Source organism: Bradyrhizobium guangxiense, assembly GCF_004114915.1.
GTDB classification, from domain to species: Bacteria; Pseudomonadota; Alphaproteobacteria; order Rhizobiales; family Xanthobacteraceae; genus Bradyrhizobium; species Bradyrhizobium guangxiense.
Genome location: NZ_CP022219.1, coordinates 3,018,689 through 3,038,251 on the forward strand (window position 1 = coordinate 3,018,689; position 19,563 = coordinate 3,038,251).

General features: G+C 63.7%; 28 protein-coding genes, 1 tRNA gene and 1 pseudogene. 12 read left to right on the forward strand and 18 right to left on the reverse strand.

The features are described 5' to 3' along the window. Positions 1-17: 17 nt before the first annotated feature. Positions 18-584: an elongation factor P gene (efp, locus tag X268_RS14210; RefSeq protein WP_128925537.1), complete on the reverse strand. Its 567-nt coding sequence runs from the start codon at positions 582-584 to the stop codon at positions 18-20. A gap of 162 nt (positions 585-746) precedes the next feature. Between efp and epmA the strand changes: the two genes are divergently transcribed. Genes epmA through X268_RS14225 form a run of 3 tightly spaced genes read left to right on the forward strand, consistent with a single transcriptional unit; the run spans position 747 to position 3,191 of the window. Beyond that, a complete protein-coding gene (gene epmA / locus X268_RS14215) occupies positions 747-1,811 on the forward strand; it encodes an EF-P lysine aminoacylase EpmA (RefSeq protein WP_128925538.1) in 1,065 nt (354 codons plus the stop codon). Beyond that, positions 1,808-2,902, forward strand: coding sequence for a lysine-2,3-aminomutase-like protein (locus tag X268_RS14220; RefSeq protein WP_128925539.1), 1,095 nt, complete (start codon positions 1,808-1,810; stop codon positions 2,900-2,902). The genes epmA and X268_RS14220 overlap by 4 nt, the downstream gene beginning before the upstream one ends. A 37-nt stretch (positions 2,903-2,939) precedes the next feature. After that, a complete protein-coding gene (locus X268_RS14225) occupies positions 2,940-3,191 on the forward strand; it encodes a hypothetical protein (protein ID WP_128925540.1) in 252 nt (83 codons plus the stop codon). A gap of 66 nt (positions 3,192-3,257) precedes the next feature. On the opposite strand, the gene X268_RS14230 is transcribed toward X268_RS14225, so the two are convergent. The 7 genes from X268_RS14230 to X268_RS14260 all read right to left on the reverse strand — a co-directional run bounded on the left by X268_RS14230 (position 3,258) and on the right by X268_RS14260 (position 8,962). After that, on the reverse strand, positions 3,258-4,343 hold the full coding sequence (locus tag X268_RS14230) for a 3-deoxy-7-phosphoheptulonate synthase (protein ID WP_128925541.1): 1,086 nt from the start codon (positions 4,341-4,343) through the stop codon (positions 3,258-3,260). A gap of 235 nt (positions 4,344-4,578) precedes the next feature. Beyond that, a complete protein-coding gene (locus tag X268_RS14235) occupies positions 4,579-5,157 on the reverse strand; it encodes an HdeD family acid-resistance protein (protein ID WP_128925542.1) in 579 nt (192 codons plus the stop codon). Between the two features lie 72 nt (positions 5,158-5,229). After that, a complete protein-coding gene (locus tag X268_RS14240; protein WP_128925543.1) occupies positions 5,230-6,270 on the reverse strand; it encodes a PrsW family intramembrane metalloprotease in 1,041 nt (346 codons plus the stop codon). A gap of 548 nt (positions 6,271-6,818) precedes the next feature. After that, positions 6,819-7,061 (reverse strand): hypothetical protein, encoded by a 243-nt coding sequence (locus X268_RS39390; protein ID WP_164937718.1) that lies wholly within the window; start codon positions 7,059-7,061, stop codon positions 6,819-6,821. A 187-nt stretch (positions 7,062-7,248) separates the two neighbouring features. Next, positions 7,249-7,875, reverse strand: coding sequence for a PilZ domain-containing protein (locus tag X268_RS14250; protein WP_128925544.1), 627 nt, complete (start codon positions 7,873-7,875; stop codon positions 7,249-7,251). Positions 7,876-8,094: 219 nt separating this feature from the next. Then, entirely contained in the window at positions 8,095-8,655 is a 561-nt protein-coding gene (locus tag X268_RS14255; protein ID WP_245477883.1) for a hypothetical protein, read from the reverse strand. Between the two features lie 232 nt (positions 8,656-8,887). Continuing rightward, a tRNA-Glu gene (locus X268_RS14260) sits at positions 8,888-8,962 on the reverse strand. Between the two features lie 225 nt (positions 8,963-9,187). Here X268_RS14260 and X268_RS14265 point away from each other — a divergent pair. From X268_RS14265 to X268_RS14275, 3 genes are read left to right on the forward strand one after another with little or no spacing between them, the layout of a single operon-like run. Next, on the forward strand, positions 9,188-9,442 hold the full coding sequence (locus tag X268_RS14265) for a PilZ domain-containing protein (protein ID WP_128925545.1): 255 nt from the start codon (positions 9,188-9,190) through the stop codon (positions 9,440-9,442). A gap of 58 nt (positions 9,443-9,500) precedes the next feature. Continuing rightward, the gene (locus X268_RS14270; RefSeq protein WP_128925546.1) at positions 9,501-9,746 is read left to right on the forward strand and encodes a hypothetical protein; all 246 of its coding nucleotides are present in this window, start codon (positions 9,501-9,503) and stop codon (positions 9,744-9,746) included. Positions 9,747-9,752: 6 nt separating this feature from the next. After that, complete coding sequence (locus X268_RS14275) at positions 9,753-9,920, forward strand: hypothetical protein (protein ID WP_128925547.1); 168 nt, start codon at positions 9,753-9,755, stop codon at positions 9,918-9,920. A gap of 122 nt (positions 9,921-10,042) precedes the next feature. Here X268_RS14275 and X268_RS14280 read toward each other — a convergent pair whose 3' ends face one another. The 5 genes and pseudogenes from X268_RS14280 to X268_RS14295 all read right to left on the reverse strand — a co-directional run bounded on the left by X268_RS14280 (position 10,043) and on the right by X268_RS14295 (position 14,901). Next, positions 10,043-10,681, reverse strand: coding sequence for a glutathione S-transferase family protein (locus X268_RS14280; protein ID WP_128925548.1), 639 nt, complete (start codon positions 10,679-10,681; stop codon positions 10,043-10,045). 291 nt (positions 10,682-10,972) lie between these two features. Continuing rightward, entirely contained in the window at positions 10,973-11,425 is a 453-nt protein-coding gene (locus X268_RS14285) for a VOC family protein (protein ID WP_128925549.1), read from the reverse strand. 868 nt (positions 11,426-12,293) lie between these two features. After that, on the reverse strand, positions 12,294-12,833 hold the full coding sequence (locus tag X268_RS40855; RefSeq protein WP_488232313.1) for a tannase/feruloyl esterase family alpha/beta hydrolase: 540 nt from the start codon (positions 12,831-12,833) through the stop codon (positions 12,294-12,296). A 6-nt stretch (positions 12,834-12,839) separates the two neighbouring features. After that, positions 12,840-13,913 (reverse strand): annotated as a pseudogene (locus X268_RS14290) (tannase/feruloyl esterase family alpha/beta hydrolase); the annotation flags it as partial. A 328-nt stretch (positions 13,914-14,241) separates the two neighbouring features. Next, positions 14,242-14,901, reverse strand: coding sequence for an oxidoreductase (locus X268_RS14295; protein WP_128925551.1), 660 nt, complete (start codon positions 14,899-14,901; stop codon positions 14,242-14,244). Between the two features lie 273 nt (positions 14,902-15,174). Here X268_RS14295 and X268_RS14300 point away from each other — a divergent pair, with 273 nt between their 5' ends. Both X268_RS14300 and X268_RS40705 read left to right on the forward strand, forming a co-directional pair. Beyond that, a complete protein-coding gene (locus tag X268_RS14300; RefSeq protein WP_128925552.1) occupies positions 15,175-15,375 on the forward strand; it encodes a hypothetical protein in 201 nt (66 codons plus the stop codon). Between the two features lie 8 nt (positions 15,376-15,383). Further along, positions 15,384-15,518, forward strand: coding sequence for a hypothetical protein (locus X268_RS40705; protein WP_347341912.1), 135 nt, complete (start codon positions 15,384-15,386; stop codon positions 15,516-15,518). A 201-nt stretch (positions 15,519-15,719) separates the two neighbouring features. Here X268_RS40705 and X268_RS39395 read toward each other — a convergent pair whose 3' ends face one another. Next, the gene (locus tag X268_RS39395; RefSeq protein WP_164937721.1) at positions 15,720-15,872 is read right to left on the reverse strand and encodes a hypothetical protein; all 153 of its coding nucleotides are present in this window, start codon (positions 15,870-15,872) and stop codon (positions 15,720-15,722) included. Between the two features lie 58 nt (positions 15,873-15,930). Further along, on the reverse strand, positions 15,931-16,122 hold the full coding sequence (locus X268_RS14310) for a DUF3072 domain-containing protein (RefSeq protein WP_128925553.1): 192 nt from the start codon (positions 16,120-16,122) through the stop codon (positions 15,931-15,933). 99 nt (positions 16,123-16,221) lie between these two features. On the opposite strand from X268_RS14310, the gene X268_RS14315 reads away from it, so the two are divergent. The 3 genes from X268_RS14315 (at position 16,222) to X268_RS14325 (ending at position 17,193) form a co-directional block, all read left to right on the forward strand. Continuing rightward, positions 16,222-16,455, forward strand: a complete 234-nt coding sequence (locus X268_RS14315) for a hypothetical protein (RefSeq protein WP_128925554.1) — start codon at positions 16,222-16,224, stop codon at positions 16,453-16,455. Further along, on the forward strand, positions 16,449-16,676 hold the full coding sequence (locus tag X268_RS14320) for a hypothetical protein (RefSeq protein ID WP_128925555.1): 228 nt from the start codon (positions 16,449-16,451) through the stop codon (positions 16,674-16,676). Before X268_RS14315 ends, X268_RS14320 begins: the two co-directional genes overlap by 7 nt. Before the next feature lie 136 nt (positions 16,677-16,812). Beyond that, a complete protein-coding gene (locus X268_RS14325) occupies positions 16,813-17,193 on the forward strand; it encodes a hypothetical protein (protein ID WP_128925556.1) in 381 nt (126 codons plus the stop codon). A gap of 116 nt (positions 17,194-17,309) precedes the next feature. On the opposite strand, the gene X268_RS14330 is transcribed toward X268_RS14325, so the two are convergent. The 3 genes from X268_RS14330 to X268_RS14340 all read right to left on the reverse strand — a co-directional run bounded on the left by X268_RS14330 (position 17,310) and on the right by X268_RS14340 (position 18,878). Beyond that, on the reverse strand, positions 17,310-17,582 hold the full coding sequence (locus X268_RS14330) for a hypothetical protein (protein ID WP_128925557.1): 273 nt from the start codon (positions 17,580-17,582) through the stop codon (positions 17,310-17,312). A gap of 172 nt (positions 17,583-17,754) precedes the next feature. Continuing rightward, positions 17,755-18,057 carry a hypothetical protein gene (locus X268_RS14335; RefSeq protein WP_128925558.1) on the reverse strand — a complete coding sequence of 101 codons (303 nt, stop codon included), beginning with the start codon at positions 18,055-18,057 and terminating at the stop codon, positions 17,755-17,757. 329 nt (positions 18,058-18,386) lie between these two features. Further along, positions 18,387-18,878, reverse strand: coding sequence for a hypothetical protein (locus X268_RS14340; RefSeq protein WP_128925559.1), 492 nt, complete (start codon positions 18,876-18,878; stop codon positions 18,387-18,389). Positions 18,879-19,228: 350 nt separating this feature from the next. Between X268_RS14340 and X268_RS14345 the strand changes: the two genes are divergently transcribed. Then, on the forward strand, positions 19,229-19,525 hold the full coding sequence (locus tag X268_RS14345) for an HU family DNA-binding protein (protein WP_008558895.1): 297 nt from the start codon (positions 19,229-19,231) through the stop codon (positions 19,523-19,525). Positions 19,526-19,563: the final 38 nt, after the last annotated feature.

Below are 19,563 nucleotides of genomic sequence, written 5' to 3' on the forward strand. Positions count from 1 at the left end.
GACTGCCCTGTTCCCCGTCAGTCCTTGGCGCGCTCGGAGTAGGAGCCGTCTTCGGTCATCACCACAATGCGGGTGCCGACCGTGATGTGCGGCGGCACCGTGGTGCGCACACCGTTGGAGAGCACCGCGGGCTTGTAGGAGGAGGAGGCGGTCTGGCCCTTGGTCACCGGCTCGGTCTCGACCACTTCCAGTGTCACGCGCTGCGGCAGCGCGATCGACACCGGGTTGGTATCGTGCATGGACAGCTTGACCGTCATGCTTTCCTGGAGATAGGCAGCGGCGTCGCCGACCACGTCCTTGGAGACCTGGACCTGATCGTAGGTCTCCGGGTTCATGAAGTGGTAGCCGTCGCCATCCTCATAAAGGTAGGTGTAGTTGCGCTCTTCGATCGTGGCCTTTTCGACCTGGTCGGTGGTCTTGTAGCGTTCGGAGATCTTTACCCCGTCCGAGATTCGGCGCATTTCGATCTGGCTGACCGGGGTGCCCTTGCCGGGATGGATGTTCTCGGCGCTCACGACGACATAAAGCTTGCCGTCTTGCTCGATCACGTTGCCCTTGCGAATAGAACTGGCGATGACTCTCAAAGCTTTATTTCCTGCTTGCTTGGCCCGGCACCGGCCAGGACGTGGTCAAATTGATGGGGGACTTGGGGCCTCAAATCGGACCTCGGCGCCCGTTTCGGGCCGCAACATACTGATTTTGCCGGTGGATGCCAGCGTTTTGCTGAGGCACAGGGCGGTCGGTTAATGGCTGGGGACAAGCCCATCTCACCGTTCTGGTCGCCCTCGCGGCACCTCGACCGGCGGCCGTTCCTGCAGGCCAGGGGCGCCGTGACCGGAGCTTTGCGGGGCTTTTTCGCCGAACATGGGTTTGTGGAGGTCGAAACCTCGATTCTCCAGGTCTCGCCCGGCAATGAAACCCATCTGCACGCCCCCCGGACCGAGATCATGCGGCCCGACGGCAGCCGCGCCAGCCGTTACTTGCGGACTTCGCCGGAATTCGCCTGCAAGAAGCTGCTGGCGGCAGGGGAGACGCGGATTTTCGAGTTCGCCCGGGTGTTTCGGGACCGGGAACGCGGCGACCTGCATCTGCCCGAATTCACCATGCTGGAATGGTACCGGGCAGGCGCCCCCTATGACGCGATCATGGCCGATTGCGTCGTCGTCATCGCCCGTGCGGCGCATGCGACCGGCATCGGGACCTTCTCCTTCCGTGGCCGGACCGCCGATCCCTTCGCCGAGCCCGAACTCCTGACGGTCGCGGGCGCCTTCGAGCGGTTCGCCGGCATCGATCTGCTGTCGACAATCTCGGGCGGCGAGGGTAACCGTGCCGCGCTCGCCGGGGCCGCCGGCGGCAAGGTCCGCGTGGCCGAGGACGATACTTGGTCCGACATCTTCAGCAAGCTCCTGGTCGAGCATGTCGAGCCGCATCTGGGGCAGGGGCGTTTGACCGTTCTGTTCGAATACCCATCTCCAGAGGCGGCCCTGGCACGGGTGAAGACTGGGGATCCCAGGGTTGCCGAACGCTTCGAGGTCTATGCCTGCGGCGTCGAGCTCGCCAACGGCTTCGGGGAACTGACCGATGCCGAGGAGCAGCGCAAACGCTTCACGGAATCGATGACGGAGAAGCAGCGCCGCTACGGAGAGGCCTATCCGCTGGACGAGGACTTTCTGGCCGCCGTTGCGGCAATGCCGGAGGCGAGCGGCGTTGCGCTCGGCTTCGACCGGCTGGTGATGCTGGCAAGCGGCGCATCGCGGATTGACCAGGTGGTGTGGACACCGCCTGCAAGTGAGACCTTAAGCGAGAGATGACGAAAACCAGTCTTGCACGGACATTGCGCGAGCCGGCCGAGCTCGTGACCGAGGGCCTGGCGCCGGCTTCGGCGTTGCCCGCGCTCGAACGTGTTGCCGCACGCTATGCGGTCGCGATCACGCCGGCGCTGGTAGAACTGATCGACACGTCCGACCCCGACGATCCCATCGCCCGTCAGTTCGTTCCGACGGCCGCGGAGCTGGAGATGCAGCCGGGAGAGCGCCCCGATCCGATCGGCGACCATCCGCACTCTCCGGTGCAGGGTATCGTGCACCGCTATCCCGATCGCGTTCTGTTCAAGCTGGTTCACGTTTGCGCAGTCTATTGCCGCTTCTGCTTCCGCCGCGAGATGGTCGGGCCCGGCAAGGAGAACGCGCTGTCGGAGGATGCCTATCGTGCGGCGATTGATTACATCCGATCGCATCGCGAGATCTGGGAGGTGATCCTGACCGGTGGCGATCCCCTGATGCTGTCGCCGCGGCGGCTAGGTGAGATCATGGCCGACCTTGCCGCCATCGATCACGTCAAGATCATCCGGCTTCACACCCGCGTACCCGTGGCCGAGCCCGCGCGTATCAGCGACGGGTTGGTTGCAGCGCTCAAGGTCGAGGGCGCGACCACCTGGGTCGCCGTGCATTCCAACCACGCGCGCGAATTGACCGGGCCGGCGCGCGCCGCCTGCGCGCGGCTCGCCGATTCCGGAATCCCGCTGGTGAGCCAGTCCGTGCTCTTGCGCGGGATCAACGACAACATCGCCGCTCTGTCGGATTTGATGCGAGCTTTCGTCGAATGCCGGATCAAGCCCTACTATCTGCATCACGGCGATCTCGCGCCGGGCACTGCGCATCTGCGGACGACGCTGGCGGAAGGGCAGGAGTTGATGCGACAGTTGCGCGGACGGGTGTCAGGGCTGTGTCAGCCGGACTATGTCATCGATCTTCCCGGTGGCGCGGGCAAATCGCCAGTGGGGCCCAACTATGTGTTGGCGGAGCAAAATACCGCAGCCGGTGCACGTGAAGCGGAAACGAAAACGAGCTATCGTATCGTCGATTATTGCGGCGACGTTCATCTCTATCCGCCTGAGACTTGAGCGGTGAGACGCGTCGGTTTGAGAATGGAGGACTGAGATGAAGAAGATCATGCTGGCCGCATCGCTCGTGGTCTTGCTCGGCGGCCCGGGGATCGCGCAGACCGGTGCCAAGGGATCGCCGTCGAGTGGCGCAACCTCGGGATCGGTGCCGCCGGCGCCGGTCGGTCATCGCCAGCCGCGCGTCTCGGACGTGCCGAACGAGAAGAATTTGACCGATCCGAACGATCCACTGAGCAAGGAAAACCAGGCTCTCGACAAGAAGATCAAGAGCATCTGCCGCGGCTGCTGATCAGCGTACCTCTCCCCGACGGGGAGAGGTACCGAGCAAGACACTGACACTTCGCCGCGCCATCTCCTAGGCCGACCGCTCGTGCAGTCCGGCGCGGCGGGTGTTGCGGCGGACCTCGACTGCGTCGGCGAGCTGCTCGAGCACGGTTGCCGTAGTCGCCCAATCGATGCAGCCATCGGTGATGCTCTGGCCGTAGGCGAGCGGCTTGCCAGGCACGACGTCCTGGCGGCCGGCGACGAGATTGCTCTCGATCATCACGCCCATGATGCGGTTCTCGCCGCCGGCGATCTGGCCGGCGATGTCGGCCGCGACCTGCGGCTGGTTCTCCGGCTTCTTGCTCGAATTGGCGTGGCTCGCATCGACCATCAAGAGCGGCGCGACGCCGGATTTGGCCAGCTCGTTGCAGGCGGCCACGACGCTTGCCGCGTCATAGTTCGGCTCAGCTCCGCCGCGCAGGATGATGTGGCAGTCCTCGTTGCCGGCGGTCGAGGCGATCGCCGAGCGGCCGAGCTTTGTGACGGCCATGAAATGATGCGGATGCGAGGCTGATTTCACCGCATCGGCGGCAATGCGAACATTGCCGTCGGTCCCGTTCTTGAAGCCGACGGGACACGACAGCCCAGAAGCCAGCTCGCGGTGGATCTGGCTTTCGGTCGTGCGCGCGCCGATCGCGGCCCAGGACACGAGGTCGGCGATGTATTGCGGCGTCGTCATGTCGAGGAATTCGGTGCCGGCGGGCAGGCCGAGATTGTTCACCGCCGACAGCACGTTGCGCGCCAGCCGCAGACCCTTGTTGATGTCGAAGCTGCCGTCGAGATCGGGATCGTTGATCAGGCCCTTCCAGCCGACCGTGGTGCGCGGCTTCTCGAAATAGACCCGCATCACGATCTCGAGCTGGTCGGCGAGATCCTCACGCAGCTTTGCGAGGCGCTCGGCGTAATCGAGCGCGGCCCTGGGATCGTGCACAGAGCAGGGACCGACCACGACCAGAAGGCGGTCGTCCTGACTGTTCAGGATGGCATGGATGGCGTTGCGCGCGGCCATCACCACGCGGGTGGCGGTGAGCGTGCGCGGGACCTCCCGCATCACCTCTTCCGGGGTGCTCAGTTCTTTCAGTTCGCGGATGCGAAGATCGTCGGTCGTGCTCAGCACGGCGGGCTCCTGTCGTTTTGAGATCCTGCCGGCCAACAAAAAAGCCGCCAGGTCTGGCGGCTTGTTCGGACGTTTGCTGCAATATTTCAGATTGAGCGCGATCCTCCTGCCGCCAGCGAGCTGTCGTAGCTAAAGTACCAAAAATAGCTGGTGGCGACGGTGATCATGGCAGGCCATATAGCGCGCCAATGGCACCTTGTCACCCCCCGATCGGCGCCGCGGGCGACGAGGCGGGTCAGGTGTTGCTGTTGCGCGCCGCCAGCGCCATGCCGATCAGGCTGGCGCCGCCGAACAGCAGGTTGATACCGACGAGGATGCCGATCGCCCATTCCGCCGAGCTCGGCAGGCCCGTGATCACCATGAACGAGATCGCGATGTCGACGAGGCCCGAGATCAGCAGCCACGACCAGCGGCTGCTCAACTCGCGGCGGTGCTCCAGCGCGTACATGATGGTGGCGACGCCCTCGGCGAGGAAGTAGGCGCCAAGCACGATGGTGAGCGTCAGCACGGCCTGCATCGGCCGGGCCAGCAGCAGCATGCCGGCAAGCACGGCGAGCGCCGCCGAGATCAGCGACCACCAGAAGCCGGGCGTGCTGCGCGCCCAATAAGTCACGATCACCCCGCCGATGCCACTGATCAGGAACATCCAGCCGAGGAAGATCGCGATCGCAAGGCTCGCGAGCGGCGGCAGGATCAGGGCGGCGACGCCGAGCACGGCAAGCAGGATGCCTTCGAACAGGAAGGCCTTCCAATGCGCCTTGACCGTCTGGTTCATGACGGATTGCAGACGTGAAAAATCCTCGGGCGATGTCATCGGCAGGCTCCAGATCCGAAAGGTCAGCGCTCAATCTAGTCCACGCGCGCCGCGCTCGCCATCTTGCGAGGCTTACCCGCCGCCGGGCGCGGAGGAAAACCCCTCCGCGCTGGTGCGGATGCGGTTGCGGCCGAGAATGTAGATGGCCGTTGTGACAATCAGAAGCGCAAGGCCGAGCAGGATCGAGACGAAGCCGATCGGGATCAGAGCCAGCGTCAGATTGCGCTCGGGGTCGATGAGCCAGTGATGGATCGAGGTCAGCACGAAGGCGAGCCCGATAAAGCCGAGGCCGCCGCCGGCAAGCAGCAGCGCCCACATCCGGCGGAGCTGGCTGAGCCGCTCGCGCGCGACATCGGTCCGGGGGGCATGGTGGCGGGCGACGCGCCGGACCAGGCGGACCGCGAAGGCGATCGAGCTGAATCCGATCAAGAGGCTCGCCGCGCCGAGCCAGATCCGCAGTGTCGGATCGAGGTCCGGCATGCGCTGGAGGGTGAGCAGGGGGAAATCGAAGGCCGAATGCAGCGCGAGCGGGCCGGCCAGCATCAGGAGGCGACTGGAGAGCCGGGCCCAGTCGCGGTGGTGGCGGTTCGCGCCGAGCGCGGTGCCGGCGCGCGCGATCGTCAGGTAGGCGCCCGCGATGATGCCGAGCGCACCGTGGAACGGCACGGTCAACACGCTGCGCAACGCGGCCAGCGAGCGCCACATCTCGGCATGCTGAACCAGATAGGCCAGGTTCTCGTAAGCGGCGAAGCCAAGGCCGACCGCGGCGCCGTAGACCACGGTGTCCATCGGATTGGCAAAGGTCCGCCGCTTGGTCGAGGAGACCAGAACGATGGCGACGACCTTGACCGCTTCCTCGGGCAGCGCGACGCCGAAGATCGAATGCATGGCCAGCGCTGCCCAGGGATCGTCTGGGGCGGCGACCATCTTGGCAAAGGGGGCCCGGGCAAGGCCGAGCAGGGAGATGCTGGCCGCTCCTAACAGGAACGCGGTCCAGACCTGGGTGGGCGGGCCTGGGCGCTCTTCAGCGGCGATGACGAGCCACAGCATCAGCAGCGCCGGGGCGACGGCGGCAGTTCCGATGACGGTGGGCAACGCTTCAATCAGGTACATCGGCGCCGAAAATAGGTTCCCTTGGTCCGCTTATCCACATTCACCGATGCGACCATGTGTCATGCGCTCGCTATCGGCCGGCTGAACGAGGGCGACAACTTCCATTCGTCTGCCGTCGCCCAGGGAGCTGTAGAGTACAAGTGTAATCAACGACATGACAGGGCCTGTTCGTCATCCATGGCAACGGTCTCGCGGGTCGAGCTTTGGATGCGATTGGCAAGTCAGATCAAGGCAATGCGCAGATTTTCTCGATTCAGTGCGCAGCTGCCTCGACATGTTCTGGCGAAAAGGCTGGACGGCTTCCCCCAGGGCCGCGTGTGCGGGACCGGCCAGCTAATCGCGCTTCGTTGTGCGCCCACGGGGCGGCGGCACGACCCGGCGCGTGCGCACCTGCTCTAGCTCCCAGAAGACGCGGACCAGGCACGTGCCGAGACAGAACACGATGAGCAACAGCAGGAAGGTTTGATCGGCGGCGGGGATATGCATCATGGCGATGATAAAGCAACGGCCATGCCATGCGTTCCCGCAACGGCCGGCGCCTTCCGCCGTCAGTGGGTGGTGAACGGCGGCGGCGCGTCGGGGGCGACGTCGAAGGCGCCGAGGTGGAATTCCTCGCCAGGGGACGCGTCGGGCTCGGCCGGTTGCGCCAGCAGCGTGAAGGCGGCCTGGGGGTAAAGCTTCCAGATCTCCAGATCGCCGGCGGTGATGGTGAGCCAGCCGAACGTGTACATGTAGCGTCCGGGCTCGGTGACCCGGCCGACTCTGTCCCAGGTGATCTTGTTGACTGCCATCCGGTCTCCCGATCGCAAGTCCGCAAATGACGTCCGGCGTGAGGCTCGGACCGACAAAAGCTGATCCCGCAATGGGGCCGCGATAGGGCAGCGATGCGGAGGCAAGGCGGCCGGAACGCGCGGGCGGCCCTGCAGGGAGCGTCACGTGCAGCGTGAGTTAGGAAAGAGTTGGGTCGCCCGGTCCGGCTCAGGCCGACTGCTGCAGCGGCGAGCGAACAACGAGGCGGACGAGGTCGTCCCGGGACTGCTTTTCGGCGAATCTGACCGCAAAGCCGTGGTCGAATTTGCGGATGACCCGCCCGACGCAGGCGCCGACGGCAAGCGCCGTTCCCACCGGTGGGTCGTACTCGCAGGATATCGCGACCCCGGCCGTGGAGACGTCGATGATGAAGCAGGGATGGATGCTGCCGTCGGCGAGCGTCAGGACGGTGTGCGCGACCTGCGGGACGAAACGCGCGTCGCGCCGCAATTCCTTGATGCTGTCGTCCTTCTGCTTCTTTTCGAGCCAGGTGAGCTTTTCCGACATCCAGGCGCGCCGCGCCCGCGTCATGTCGAGCTCCATGAGGAAGCCTGATTTCAGCGTCGCGCTGATGGTGCACTGGAATTCGCCGAAATCCTGGAAGTAGGAGGTCAGGCGCTCTCCGACCTTGCCGACAACGGGAACGTCCACGATCATGCGGAAGGGCGAGACGCGCTTGGTGCGGCAGGCAAAGCTGCGCAGCTTGCCCTCGCAATCGTACCAGCGCGACAGCGAGTAGCTGCCGTTCACGGTGACGTCCACTGCACGCTGCCTGAGGAACTCTGCGACGGACATGAGGTGCCAATGATGTTCGGGGATCGCTTCCGTAGTTTCACGGTAGCGGTCAACTTCTAAGCAAATGATACTGCCGCTCAAAAGCAGGGGTAAATTTCCGGTTAATGCTCACGTCGATCGCGCCGCGAAAAGCGCGGCATAAAGTCCCGTTTCACTGCAGGGCCGACTCACAACGTCGTCATTGAGGGAGCGGTGGGCGCAACCGCGCGACGCAATCTCTTAATGAAATCCGAGCAGCACCAGCAAGGCCGGCGCGCCGATGGCCATGGCCAACTGGATCGTCGTCCATGCCACGCCGTTCGGGCTGATCTCGACTCCCAAGTGCGGCAATGCGCGCCGCATCGCCAGCGCCGTGAGCGCCTCGACGACGGCGAGCAGCAGGGCGATGCAGGCGAGGAAAGACCATGGCTCTCCCGGAGGCAACCACGGCGCGAGCCAGGCGGCGGCAGAGCCTTTCACGGCGGCGAGGAACGCGAACCATCCGAACCAGAATGCGGAGCGCTTGACGATGTCTTCGCCGATCGTTGCGGGCTCGAGGCGGATACCGATCCTTGCCAGTGCGCTTTCAATGCGCCCGCCATCGGTCAGGAAGATGAACGCGCCGAGATAGAGAGGAATGCGCGACTGGAAGAGTAGGGCGATGATGCCGAACAGGATCGCGTGGCCGATGGCATCGCCGATTAGATCCTGGGCGCTCCCGTTTGACGGCACAGGCGTGGCCGGCGCACGATCGGCCCGGCGCTGCGGAAGCGATCTCGTGCGTGCCATATGCTCCAGCATCTTGGCGCGCCGATCCGATGGATGCGAGCGGGGACGGCTGAGCCATTGCGGGAGCCCCGGCGCCACCGCGGACGCGCCGGACGAAGCTGCAATCTCGGGGTGAGGCTGTGCCATGGGCCTGGACCGGTTCCAACTGACATTAGTCGGTGCCAGGCGGCGGGGAGGTTCATGCGGCCGCGGGGCTAATGCCGCGGGGTGCTGCGGTGGCTCAATGTGGCCGTCGCGCGCGCACTGGCGCTCCCTAGCGGAATCGAACCGCTCTCTCCACCGTGAAAGGGTGGCGTCCTAACCGATAGACGAAGGGAGCAAACGCAGGGCCCTGCCGTTTTGCCGGCACGGCCACTGGCAGGCCGAACAGGGCCCGGCGGCTTGCAGCGGGCGAACGTATAGTGGCCTTTCTGCCTCCGGGCAAGCCGTTCGGGAGCGGTCTTTTGGCCCCGGTGGACAGCGCCGACCGGGGGATGATCAGGATACGATTTCAACGGTTTCTTAGGGTTCCCTGGATAGCGCTGGAGCGGGAGATCTCTCGCCAATGCCACTGCCGAAAAACCGCGCAGCCCGCAAGCTGCTGTCGCAGCACGCCTGGATCACGCTCGACGGCGGCTTCGCCGCGCGGCATTGCCTGGTCCAGGACATCTCGGACTCCGGCGCCAAGATCACGATGGATGAGGACGCGAGCCAGCTCCCGGGCGTGATCCGGCTCGCCTTCGCGCGCGATGCGCGCACCGGGCGGAGCTGCCAGGTGGTGTGGCGCCGCGGCAAATCGGCCGGCATCAAGTTCATCTGATCGCAGGCGCACCGGCCTCCGATGGCGCGCTGCGCCTGTTTCGGGCTAGAACGCGGCCATGCCTACGAAGCTGCTCATCGTGATCCCGTTGCTCGCCACATCCGCCGCCGCGGCGGAGGCGCTGCGTCTGCCGCCTGCCGAACGGCCCCAGGCGAGCACGGCCGTGCCGCTGAAGGGCGCGGCCGGCAAGGCACGGGCGGGCTCCTGTGCCAGCTACGGCCCGCGCTTCGTCATGGTCGAGGGCACCGGGACCTGCGTGAAGATCGGCGGCTCGATCGGCATCGACACCACCGTCCGGCGCTGAAGCCCGATGCCGCCGGATCTGCTGCGCCTCGACCTCATCGTTCCCGTCTTGATGTATTGCGCGCTGTTGTGGTGGGTCGGCCGCGGCCTCAGCTGGACGGCGCGGCTGGCGACAGCTGTGGTGACGCTGGTGCTGATCATCTGCGTGCTGCTGATCGAGCGCGGCTGGCGTTAAGAACAAAAACGCGAAAACAACCCCATGCACCGTAGCGTCAAGTCAAAAAGTTGACGCCGGAGGCTTGCGCCAAAACGCGAATTCCTCGTGCTCTCACCGCAGACTAACGCGGCGCCGCCGGCTCACGACATCGGCGGTGCGACATATTGCGCAAATCCGGGCCGCTTGCCGAGCTCGGCGAGCCAGCGCGTCAGATGCGGCTGCGCCGGCCGGCTGATGCCCTCGACGCCGAGCCAGCGCCGCGCATAGGAGCCGACCGCGATGTCGGCGAGCGTGAACGCATCGCCCTCCATGAAGCGGCGCGAGGAGAGCAGGCGGTCGGCGATCGCCCAGACCTCTGCGGCGGCGTCGGCATCGCGCTGCACCTGAATCATATCGCGCTCGGCGGGCGCCGTGCGCACGATGCCCCAGAACACCGGACGGTCGACCGGCTGCACCGTCGACAGCGTCCAGTCGAGCCAGCGGTCGACCGAGGCGCGCTGCTTCGGCGCCTCGGGATAGATCGGCGTGCCGCGGCCATGGGCGAGGCAGAGATAGCGCAGAATCGAGTTTGACTCCCACAGCACGAAATCGCCCTCGACCAGGGTCGGGATCCGCGCATTGGGATTCATCGCCAGATACTCGGCCTCGCGCGTTCTGCCGTAGCTCATGCCGGCGTCGATGCGCTCGTAAGCGAGGCCGAGCTCGGTGAGGCACCACAGCACTTTCTGCACGTTGACCGAATTGGCGCGGCCCCAGATTGTCAGCTTGGTGTCAGGCATCAGGCGTCTCCCCGCGGCGTTGTCGCTTCTCGCGGGTGATAGCGGAATTTGCCGAAACGCGCGATGTGTGATTGCGGCGCGTCCCTCATGCAAAAAGCTCCGCACGGGGCGGAGCTTTCCTTGCAAAGTCGAACCTGTCGCTCAGCGGCCGAAGAACAGCCACAACAGAATGATCACCGGGATCGGCACGCCGAGCAGCCACAGCAGAATTCCACGTCCCATTGTTTCCTCCTCCAATCGCATTGTCGGAGGGTGAACGCAGGCGGGGAGGGCTTGTTCCAGCGCTGGAGCCTACCAATGGCCGGTGTTGGGCATCGATGCCCAGGGCTCCTGCGGCGGCTTCGGATCGCCCTTCTGCAGCAGCTCGATCGAGTGCAGGTCCGGCGAGCGGACGAAGGCCATGTTGCCGTCGCGCGGCGGACGGTTGATGGTGACGCCCGCCTTCATCAGCTTCTCGCAGGTGGCGTAGATGTCGTCGACCTCATAGGCGAGATGGCCGAAGAAGCGATCCTCGCCGTACTTCTCCTCGTCCCAATTATAGGTGAGCTCGACCAGCGGCGCCCCGCGCGTCGGCGGCTGCTTCTTCAAGCCCTCGAGATCGTCCGCCGAGCACAGGAACACCAGCGTGAAGCGCCCCTTGTCGTTCTCGATCCGCCGCACCTCCTTCAAGCCCAGCGCATCCTGGTAGAACTTGAGCGCGACATCGAGATTGCGCACGCGCAGCATGGTGTGGAGGTATCGCATGTGTCTTTTCCTTCCTCAGAGCCTTGTAGGAATTTCCGCCCGTTTCGGCACGACGGCGCAACAAATAGCAGCAAAATCCGTCACCGTGCAGGGGGTGCGCGACAATTGCGTGCCGCCTTATGTCCTAGCGCTCTCAACTGCGTGAGGTTTTCCTGGCCTCAAGAGATCTCATGCGGCTCGATTCCATCGCCATCCAATAGTTCGCCGAGCGGCGTGCTCTGCTTGCTTAACCCGAATTGGCAATGTCGCGCGTGATGTTCAGAACGCGAACCAAGCTAGCACCGCGATGACGGGGAGAACCGCCACACCGAAAAGTAACAAAGGTGCGGGTTCATTGCCTGTGCGATCACTCATGTCGATCTCCTGAAGAAAAGCCCTGCAGCGGCGCCGCCACGGGCCTTCAGTGCCGATATGCGGGGAAGCATGGCGGCACCGCTTCTCACTGAATTCCGGCTTGTCGAACTCGTTCCTGTGGCCGCTGCGGCGAGACCTTCCTGCGCCTATTTTCACCCACGTCTAAGTTCACGCCCTCGCGTGGAGAGGCAAATCCTGGTTCTTGGGCTTCTGCTTCTTGCTGGGCGCGTCCTCAAGCCGAGCTAAGCGCGGCCGTAGCCCGTAGGATGGGTTGAGCTCTTGCGAAACCCATCGCTCTTGTTGCTTACTCGCGGCATGCCCGCGGACTGTCGCACTCGTTCCTGAGGTGAGGGAGCGATGACGTTGAGATCGCATTGGAGGCTTCTTCATCGCCAATCTGGCGCAGCGGAAGCTGACGTTGCGGACGGGTTATGTCGGACTTACGGAGGGCGGCGATCGAGAAGAGATGGGTTTCGCAAGGGGCTCAACCCATCCTACGCACCGCGCACACCCCCTACTTGCACTCAAAGCTCGCCGCGCTCTCCGGATCGCCTTGGCCCTTGTAGTGCGCATGTTGCGGATAGGCGCAAAGCGGCCGACTGCGGCCGGGAAAGGCTGGTCCCGTCGCGACCACCAGATCGGGCGCCTTGCCGTCTTCCACCCAGTCCACGACCGCGCTGAGGAGATCGAAACGATCGAGCGCGGCGCCGCTCGAGCAGTGACCCATGCCGGGCACCAGGAAGGCCCGGCTCGATTTTTCCCGCACCAATTCCATGCCGCCGGAATCCGCCGCCATGCGCTCGTAGTAATTCACGGTGTCGAACGCCGAGAACCAGGGATCGCTGACACCGTGGTAAAACAGCATCTTGCCGCCACGGCCGAAGTAGCTCGAAAGGTTGGTCCAGTAGGCGGTGTTGGTGAGGCGATCCATCCCGCTCGCATTGACCCGGTCTTCGAGTTGATCGACGTTGATGCTTTCCCAAACAGGCGGTCCGACCGGACTGCGCGCGCCAGTGGTCAGGATGCCGGGAATGGCAACGCCTTCGGCTGCCACGCCGCTGTCCCACGGGAACGACGGGTAGACCTGCGTGCCGCGTGAATTCTTCGGACCGGCAAAAGCTTTTTTCAGGGCATCGACCTGCGGCGGCGCCAGGCAGGAATCCGACTTATCGCCGTTGCAGGTGAGCACCGCGGGATCGAATTGACAGGCCTTGCCGTCGAAGATCAGGCCATCCTTGACGCCGTCCTTGGCGTCGCACGCATTGAGGATCGCGTTCGTGATCAGCTTGCGCTCGCCCGCGGAAAAAGTCTTGGCGGGCTCCGGCTTACCGGACGCATCTTTCGGCGCGATCTGGCTGAAGGCAGCGTTGGCCCAGGCGAGGCCGATATTGGAATTGCCGGTGCGCATCGCGGGTGCGCCGGCGACGATGCCGTCGAATTGTTCGGGATAGCGCGCCGAGGCCAGCATGCCTTCGCGGCCCCCGGTCGAGCACCCCGTGAAATAGGAACGCTTTGCGGGCTGGCCATAGTAATGCGCGACGATCGCCTTGGCGGCGATCGTCACCTTGCCGACGGATGCATTGGCGAAGTTGAGCGCGGCTTCCTGGTCCTTCAGGAACGAGGCATCGAACACCGCGCCCTGATGACCGCTATCGGTCGAGACCACGGCAAAGCCGCGCGCCAACGCTGGCACCTCGCCGGCCGCCTGATAACCCAGCGGCGGCCGGATCGAGCCGTTCAAACCGCCGCCGCCCTGAAACAAGAACCGGCCGTTCCAGCGATCGGGCAGGGCAACGGCAAAGCCGATCGCGTAGGACTTGCCCTCGACCCCCACGCGCTGATCGATCACGCCATCCGCGCGGCAGTTCGGCGGCAGCGCGACCGATATCGTGGCCGGCGCCGGCGGCGACGGCTGCACGGTTCCCGGTGGCGCCTCCGGCACCATTTCGGCCTTGGTGACTGTTGCCGTCGATCCCGGCATCTTCCAGCCGGTCAGGTCAGCGCATTTGAGCGCGGGCAGTATGTTGGCTGAATTGTCGGCGCTTGCCGGCGAGATCGCAATGACCATGATCGCTGCGACTGGAGCCAGGCAAGCCATGGCACCATCAAGCGCCCGATTTCTCTTTCCCTGCATCGTTCTTCCCTGCCGCTTTTTTGATTTTACTGCGGTGCACGCAGCTCGCCCTGTCCCCGGACGATCCGGTGCACCGACACTGCAACTATCTTGGGTTATTCGGGAGGTGCAGTCCAGCGGCGCAAGCTTTCAACCGCGCTCGCCCTTCGCCCTTGCCGATGAAGTCGATCGAAGAGGACGGCGGATGCTACGCCGCCTGCAGATGTCGGTTAAAGAACGATACTGCAATTTTTTCGGTCTCGGTGAACTGGCTGACGTTGCTGGCGCTGGAGAGTGGCGATTGAGAAGCGATGGGTTTCGCTTCGCTCTACCCATCCTACGAACCGCATCACGTTCGAAGCAGTGCCGCCATCTCCCTCCAATGATAGATTCTCATCTTCTCCGTTTGATGCCGCGCGGCTTTGGCGATGGCGTGCGCGATGTCGTTCCCGGTGAGGCCGCGATACCGGTCGGCCGGGCCAACGAGCAGCGGATTGAGCACGCCCCAGACCGCGATGATGAGGCGTTCACGCGGGCGGTCCTCCTCGCGCGCGCCGAGGATCATCGACGGCCGGAAAATATGCGTGTGCTCGAAATTGAGCGCGAGAATGTCGCGTTCCACTTCGCCCTTGGTCCTGAGATAGAACACGCTGGACGCGGCGTTGGCGCCGACGGCCGTGACCAGAAACACCGATTGCGCGCCGTTCGCTTTGGCGATCTTGGCCGCGAGCAGCGGATAATCATGATCGATCTTGTAGTACTCGGCCTCGTCGGGCGTGTGCTTGCGCGTCGTCCCGAGCGCGATGAAGATCTCGTCCGCGACCAATTGCGGCCTGAGTGCGGGCAGGGACGCGAGATCCCCGATCAACACCGTGAGCTTCGGATGGCTCACCGCCAGCGGCTTGCGTGCCACCGCCACCACCCGCGAATAGTCGGGACTGTCCAACAGGTCGCGCAGCAAATGCGAGCCGATGAAGCCGGTGGCGCCGAAGACAAGTGCGGTTTTCATTCAAGCCACTGTTTTGCGTTGGAAGACCAAAGCCAAGTTAATGAATGCAGATCAGGAAGCCCAAGGCAATCTGGGTTAGCTCGTGGGATGGGTAGAGCACTTGCGAAACCCATCATGTTTCGTCGCGCAACAAGGCCAATCGATGGGTTTCGCTTCGCTCTACCCATCCTACGCCCTGCGCCGAGCCCCCGCGCGCTGCTTTTGCGGCCATGGTCGGTCCTTCGATGCGATATGGCACTTGAACCCCGCCAGCGCTCGCGCCGACCAAACGCCATGGCCGCATTCCTTGCAGAACTCCTGTTCGATCTCGTCAGAGCCCTCGTTGGCAGCTGGCTGAGACAGGCTGCGATGGCCATCTGTGCGTGGCTCGATACCAAGATTCACGGCCGCACTGTACGGATTTTCGTCGGCCTCCTGCTCGGGGCCGCCGCCTTTTTCCTCATTCCTGTCATCTTCGGCCTGCTGGGTCTTTGATGCTCTCCGTGAAGACATCCCTCGCCATGGCGTTGGCCATCGGGGCGCTCATCTCCACGGTGCTTCTCTTTCTTGAGCCGCTGACCGACTTCGCGTTTCTTTGGCTGGAGTGGCCGGGCATCAGCGCAGCGTATTTTTTCTGAGGAGCGGTCGGAGGACCGACCTTCCTCGGCATCGCCATGTCCTGGGTCGTGAATGCGCTGACCTGCGGTCTGGGTGCTTTCGTCGCTCTCAGCGCCTTCAAGGTGCTGAGGGACGCATGAAGGCTCGACCTTGATTGCGAGCTGATGCCGGATCGGCTGTTTGATCATGCACGGCCAACTCGGCCTGCATCCGCCACTCCCTCACGCCGTCTCCTCGTCACTCTTGGCGACGATCTCGACTTCGAAATAGCCCATGTCGCGCAGCTCGGCGGCCTTCTTCTCGGCCGCCTCCTTGGTGTCACGCTTCAAGATGATCTGGCCCGCTCCGTCGCGGGCACAAACGAAATAAGGCATCTTCGATTCCCAATTTCGTTTGCATACGCACGGAGCCGGGTTCCCGCAATTGGACGGCTCACTCCTCCAGCCCGGCCTTTTGCCGCATCTTGTCGATCAGCTCCGAGGCCTCGGCCTTGGTCAGCCCGTCCTCGGGCGGGCTCTCGTGCGCCTGCTCGGCGAGGGTCTTGAGATAGGATTCCTGCGCTCCGGTCATCGGGTCGTCCCCGGAAACCCAGTCCTTGGGGTCCTTCTGGGTGTTGTCGGCCATTGTGCATCTCCTTTTCCGATTTCCGTAGAACGTCGGACTCGACTCTTCGTTCCGTTTTTGTTCTCATGGGCCATAATCTAAAATTCGCGAGGCGGAACAATGCCGGACCTGGACTATCTCAGGCGGGAAATCGAACGGATGCGCATCCAGATGGGCAGGCAGAGGAAGGAGATCCTCCAGCTGCAACGGGCCGGTATCGGCACGGCCTCGGCCGAAGCGCTGCTGTCGCGGATGGAGGCGAAGGTCGAGAGTCTTTGCGCGGAACGCGACGCGCTGAAGGCGGCAGAGCCGCGCCAGCCCAAGGGCAGGGTGCTCGGCGGGAGGACATGGTGAGCAGGCGGTGGTTCGACGACGAGCGAGATCTGTCACCCTTCCTGACCGCGCTCGAGGACGTTCGCCGACGCGCGACGCGGGAAGGGTGGTGCTATGCCCACGTCCAGGCCATCATCGTCGCCATCGACCAGTACGCGGAAGCCGCGACCGGCAACCGTGAGTATTTCCTCAACAAGCCGGTCTCGATTGGTGACAGTCGGAAGGCCGGGGATGTTCGGTGATGGGCCGTCGGCATTGCCGCCGAACCTCGGCGCTGCCGGCGCGACCAATTCTTATGCTTCAGCGCTGCTCAGCGCGATCATGGATATCATGACCGGCTCTGCAGTCTTCGTGCTGGGACACTGACGAGGGAGCGTCGTGAAGACGATCACATTGCTCGCCGTGGCGGCGATGCTGCTGCTGGAGCTCTTCGGCCCGACCGCGAGCGTCGGTGGCTCGATGACCTTCATGCTGGTCTTTGTCGCCGTGATGCTGGCGGTCGCGATCCATGAGGCCTGGTCGAACCGGCGCGGCGCGATCGGATGGACGGTGAATATCTTCGCGTCAGTCGTTGGCGGCTTGACCGCGATTGCCCACATCGGAATGGCCATGGAGACGATCCTCCCGTATCTCAATTTCGAGGGCTCGCTCGCCTCGTCGCAGCATCCGTTGAAATACGTCGTGGTCGCAACAATCGCGATCTTGATGGTGCTAGGATCATGGATCCCGCTCGGGATCGTGAACCGGCTGCGGGACTAGCTAGCTGCCACCTGAGGGACGAGGCGGCCTAAACACGAGATGGCCGCGCCGTTCCATGGGAAGCAACGCGGCCGAAAGTGAGCCGTGCAGAAGGCTTGGCCTATTTAAGGCTTGGCTTATTTCATGTTGCTGCGAGCCTTCGTGCCGCCCTGGTCGCTGCCCGGGCCGGAGCCGCCCTGACCGGAGGCATCGGGCTTCATCATTCCGCCCTTGCTCATGCCGTCATTGCTCATGCCGGTGGTGCCGTGGGTCGTCGAACCCTTGCCGGTGCCGGTCATGCCGGGCTTTTGCATGTTGTTGGACTGTGGGGCAGGACCGGTCTGGTTCTGCGCAAAGGCCGAGCCGCACATGAGACCGAGCGCGGCGGTGGCAATCATCAACTTCCTCATCGCAAACTCCTGGTTGGTTGCGCAAAGCCAACGGGAGCGTGGAAGGCATGTTCCGAGATGGGGCGTTCAGGAGGACGATATTCTTGGAGCAGGTTCCAACGCGAGCGCAACGCGATGAGAATGGAGCGTCATCGCGCCGCGGGGCGTTGTGAGATTTAGCTTAGGTTCAGGCTTAGGCCGCCATCCGTTGTGCGACCGGGGCCGTCAGCAGCTTGAGCGCTTGTGCATGTTGCAGGTCGGGGACCGCAACGGCCGTATGGCTGTAGACCGCATGGCTCCGCGATCTTGCAATCTCGTCCAGGATCTGGCCGCCCTTGATGACGTGCAGGCCCATGCCCTCGGCGGTGGGGAAGATGGCCAGCACGACGTCGTAGGCCGCGATGACGGCTCTGAGCGCTTCGGCCTTGTCTTCGGCGAGTTCAACGAAGACACGAACATCGGCTGCGAGTTCACGCAGCTCGTCAAAATCCAGCACTGTGGGGATACTCCAACGCAACGAGACTGCATGGAGCTTGGCGGCGTTGGGTTACTGAAGTGTCAACAAGGCGCGCGAAGACACAAGTTTCACGACGAGGTGACTCCGAGCATTTTCGGTTCTGATTGAATCAGAACCGAAGCTCTAGATTCTTGTCTTGACGCGTTTTCTTCACGCGAACCGGTGTCCACTTCGCTCGAAAACGCTCCAGAGCGCGATGAGATCCAGATGAATCGTCATCGCGATTCAGGTCGTTGTTTGCGCATGATCTTTCCGGAAAACCGCTTCGCACTTTGCGCTAACGCGGCCCTCCGGGTCCGGATCATTCCTTAGCGCTTTGCTTCGTCCTTGCGAAGCCGGGCCTCCGCCGCCTCGTCCACGAGATTCAGGGCGAGGCCGTCGTAGCTCAGCTTGAACCCGCGCCCGACGATCCATGTCCATCCATCCCGGCCCTTGATGGCTTGCGCATTGAATTGCTCGGAGATCGATTGGACGGCAGCTTCCTGCGATCCCGGCTTGTTCAGCGTCGCGCTGACGCGCCAGATCGGATGCCTGGCGTCGGCCGCGTCGCTGTCGACCGAGACCTTGGCGCCGTTGATGTCGCATTCGAGGGTGAACGAGCCGGGGCCGGGGCGGCAGAGATAATGGCGTTGACTGATGAGCTTGCTGGTCTCGTCGAATGTCATGCCGGGTGAGAAGCCGAAGATGTCGGACTTCTTGACGAGGGCGAGGGACGCCGGCTTCAGGAAGCTCGGCTGGATCGCAACGAGGGCTGCGACGGCGACGACGATCAAACCTGCGACGACGATAGCGACCTTCATGAGCTCCCCGCGAGAAATCATTTCGGGGCTTATAGCAGCCGCGGGCGTTCTGCCAGGTACGCAAAAGCGAAACCCCGCCTGGGGGAAGCGGGGCTCTCTGGTGGGGTGAAGCTTAGGGACTTCATTGATAAGACGCGCCAGCCGCGAAATGGTTCAAACGAAATTGCAAGCCCTTACAGCGTCTTTCACAGGAAGTCGGGAACCCCGCAGAAGCCCTGCTTGCGTTTTCGGCCTCGATGGGTTCTAAGCCCCGTCACTTCATGGCCTCTGGCATGACATCGGCAGCGCGTCCCCCCGCGCTTCAGGCCGCGGGCACAGCAGATGCTCGCGCGCACAAAAGGAATTCAGACATGGCGAAGATGACGAAAACCCAATTGATTGATGCAATTGCCGAGGGCACGCAGCTTTCGAAGAACGACGTGAAGTCGGTGATCGAGTACATGGCGACGGTCGGCTACAAGGAGCTCAACGAGTCCGGCGAGTTCGTCATCCCTGGCTTCGTGAAGATGTCGGTCGTGAACAAGCCGGCGACCGAGGCCCGCATGGGCATCAATCCCTTCACCAAGGAGCCGATGCAGTTTGCGGCCAAGCCCGCGAGCAAGTCGGTGAAGGCCTCGCCGCTGAAGGTGGCCAAGGACGCGGTCTGAGGCGCCGGCGACCTGGTTGCGACTGGCACTCTCGCAAG

Bases quoted from the DNA above. Each gene is read 5' to 3' on its own strand.
- epmA (WP_128925538.1), top strand. From the start codon at position 747: ATGGCTGGGGACAAGCCCATCTCACCGTTCTGGTCGCCCTCGCGGCAC.
- X268_RS14220 (WP_128925539.1), top strand. From the start codon at position 1,808: ATGACGAAAACCAGTCTTGCACGGACATTGCGCGAGCCGGCCGAGCTC.
- X268_RS14225 (WP_128925540.1), top strand. From the start codon at position 2,940: ATGAAGAAGATCATGCTGGCCGCATCGCTCGTGGTCTTGCTCGGCGGC.
- X268_RS14235 (WP_128925542.1), bottom strand. From the start codon at position 5,157: ATGACATCGCCCGAGGATTTTTCACGTCTGCAATCCGTCATGAACCAG.
- X268_RS14240 (WP_128925543.1), bottom strand. From the start codon at position 6,270: ATGTACCTGATTGAAGCGTTGCCCACCGTCATCGGAACTGCCGCCGTC.
- X268_RS39390 (WP_164937718.1), bottom strand. From the start codon at position 7,061: ATGGCAGTCAACAAGATCACCTGGGACAGAGTCGGCCGGGTCACCGAG.
- X268_RS14250 (WP_128925544.1), bottom strand. From the start codon at position 7,875: ATGTCCGTCGCAGAGTTCCTCAGGCAGCGTGCAGTGGACGTCACCGTG.
- X268_RS14255 (WP_245477883.1), bottom strand. From the start codon at position 8,655: ATGCTGGAGCATATGGCACGCACGAGATCGCTTCCGCAGCGCCGGGCC.
- X268_RS14265 (WP_128925545.1), top strand. From the start codon at position 9,188: ATGCCACTGCCGAAAAACCGCGCAGCCCGCAAGCTGCTGTCGCAGCAC.
- X268_RS14270 (WP_128925546.1), top strand. From the start codon at position 9,501: ATGCCTACGAAGCTGCTCATCGTGATCCCGTTGCTCGCCACATCCGCC.
- X268_RS14275 (WP_128925547.1), top strand. From the start codon at position 9,753: ATGCCGCCGGATCTGCTGCGCCTCGACCTCATCGTTCCCGTCTTGATG.
- X268_RS14280 (WP_128925548.1), bottom strand. From the start codon at position 10,681: ATGCCTGACACCAAGCTGACAATCTGGGGCCGCGCCAATTCGGTCAAC.
- X268_RS14285 (WP_128925549.1), bottom strand. From the start codon at position 11,425: ATGCGATACCTCCACACCATGCTGCGCGTGCGCAATCTCGATGTCGCG.
- X268_RS14295 (WP_128925551.1), bottom strand. From the start codon at position 14,901: ATGAAAACCGCACTTGTCTTCGGCGCCACCGGCTTCATCGGCTCGCAT.
- X268_RS14300 (WP_128925552.1), top strand. From the start codon at position 15,175: ATGGCCGCATTCCTTGCAGAACTCCTGTTCGATCTCGTCAGAGCCCTC.
- X268_RS39395 (WP_164937721.1), bottom strand. From the start codon at position 15,872: ATGCCTTATTTCGTTTGTGCCCGCGACGGAGCGGGCCAGATCATCTTG.
- X268_RS14310 (WP_128925553.1), bottom strand. From the start codon at position 16,122: ATGGCCGACAACACCCAGAAGGACCCCAAGGACTGGGTTTCCGGGGAC.
- X268_RS14315 (WP_128925554.1), top strand. From the start codon at position 16,222: ATGCCGGACCTGGACTATCTCAGGCGGGAAATCGAACGGATGCGCATC.
- X268_RS14320 (WP_128925555.1), top strand. From the start codon at position 16,449: ATGGTGAGCAGGCGGTGGTTCGACGACGAGCGAGATCTGTCACCCTTC.
- X268_RS14330 (WP_128925557.1), bottom strand. From the start codon at position 17,582: ATGAGGAAGTTGATGATTGCCACCGCCGCGCTCGGTCTCATGTGCGGC.
- X268_RS14340 (WP_128925559.1), bottom strand. From the start codon at position 18,878: ATGAAGGTCGCTATCGTCGTCGCAGGTTTGATCGTCGTCGCCGTCGCA.
- X268_RS14345 (WP_008558895.1), top strand. From the start codon at position 19,229: ATGGCGAAGATGACGAAAACCCAATTGATTGATGCAATTGCCGAGGGC.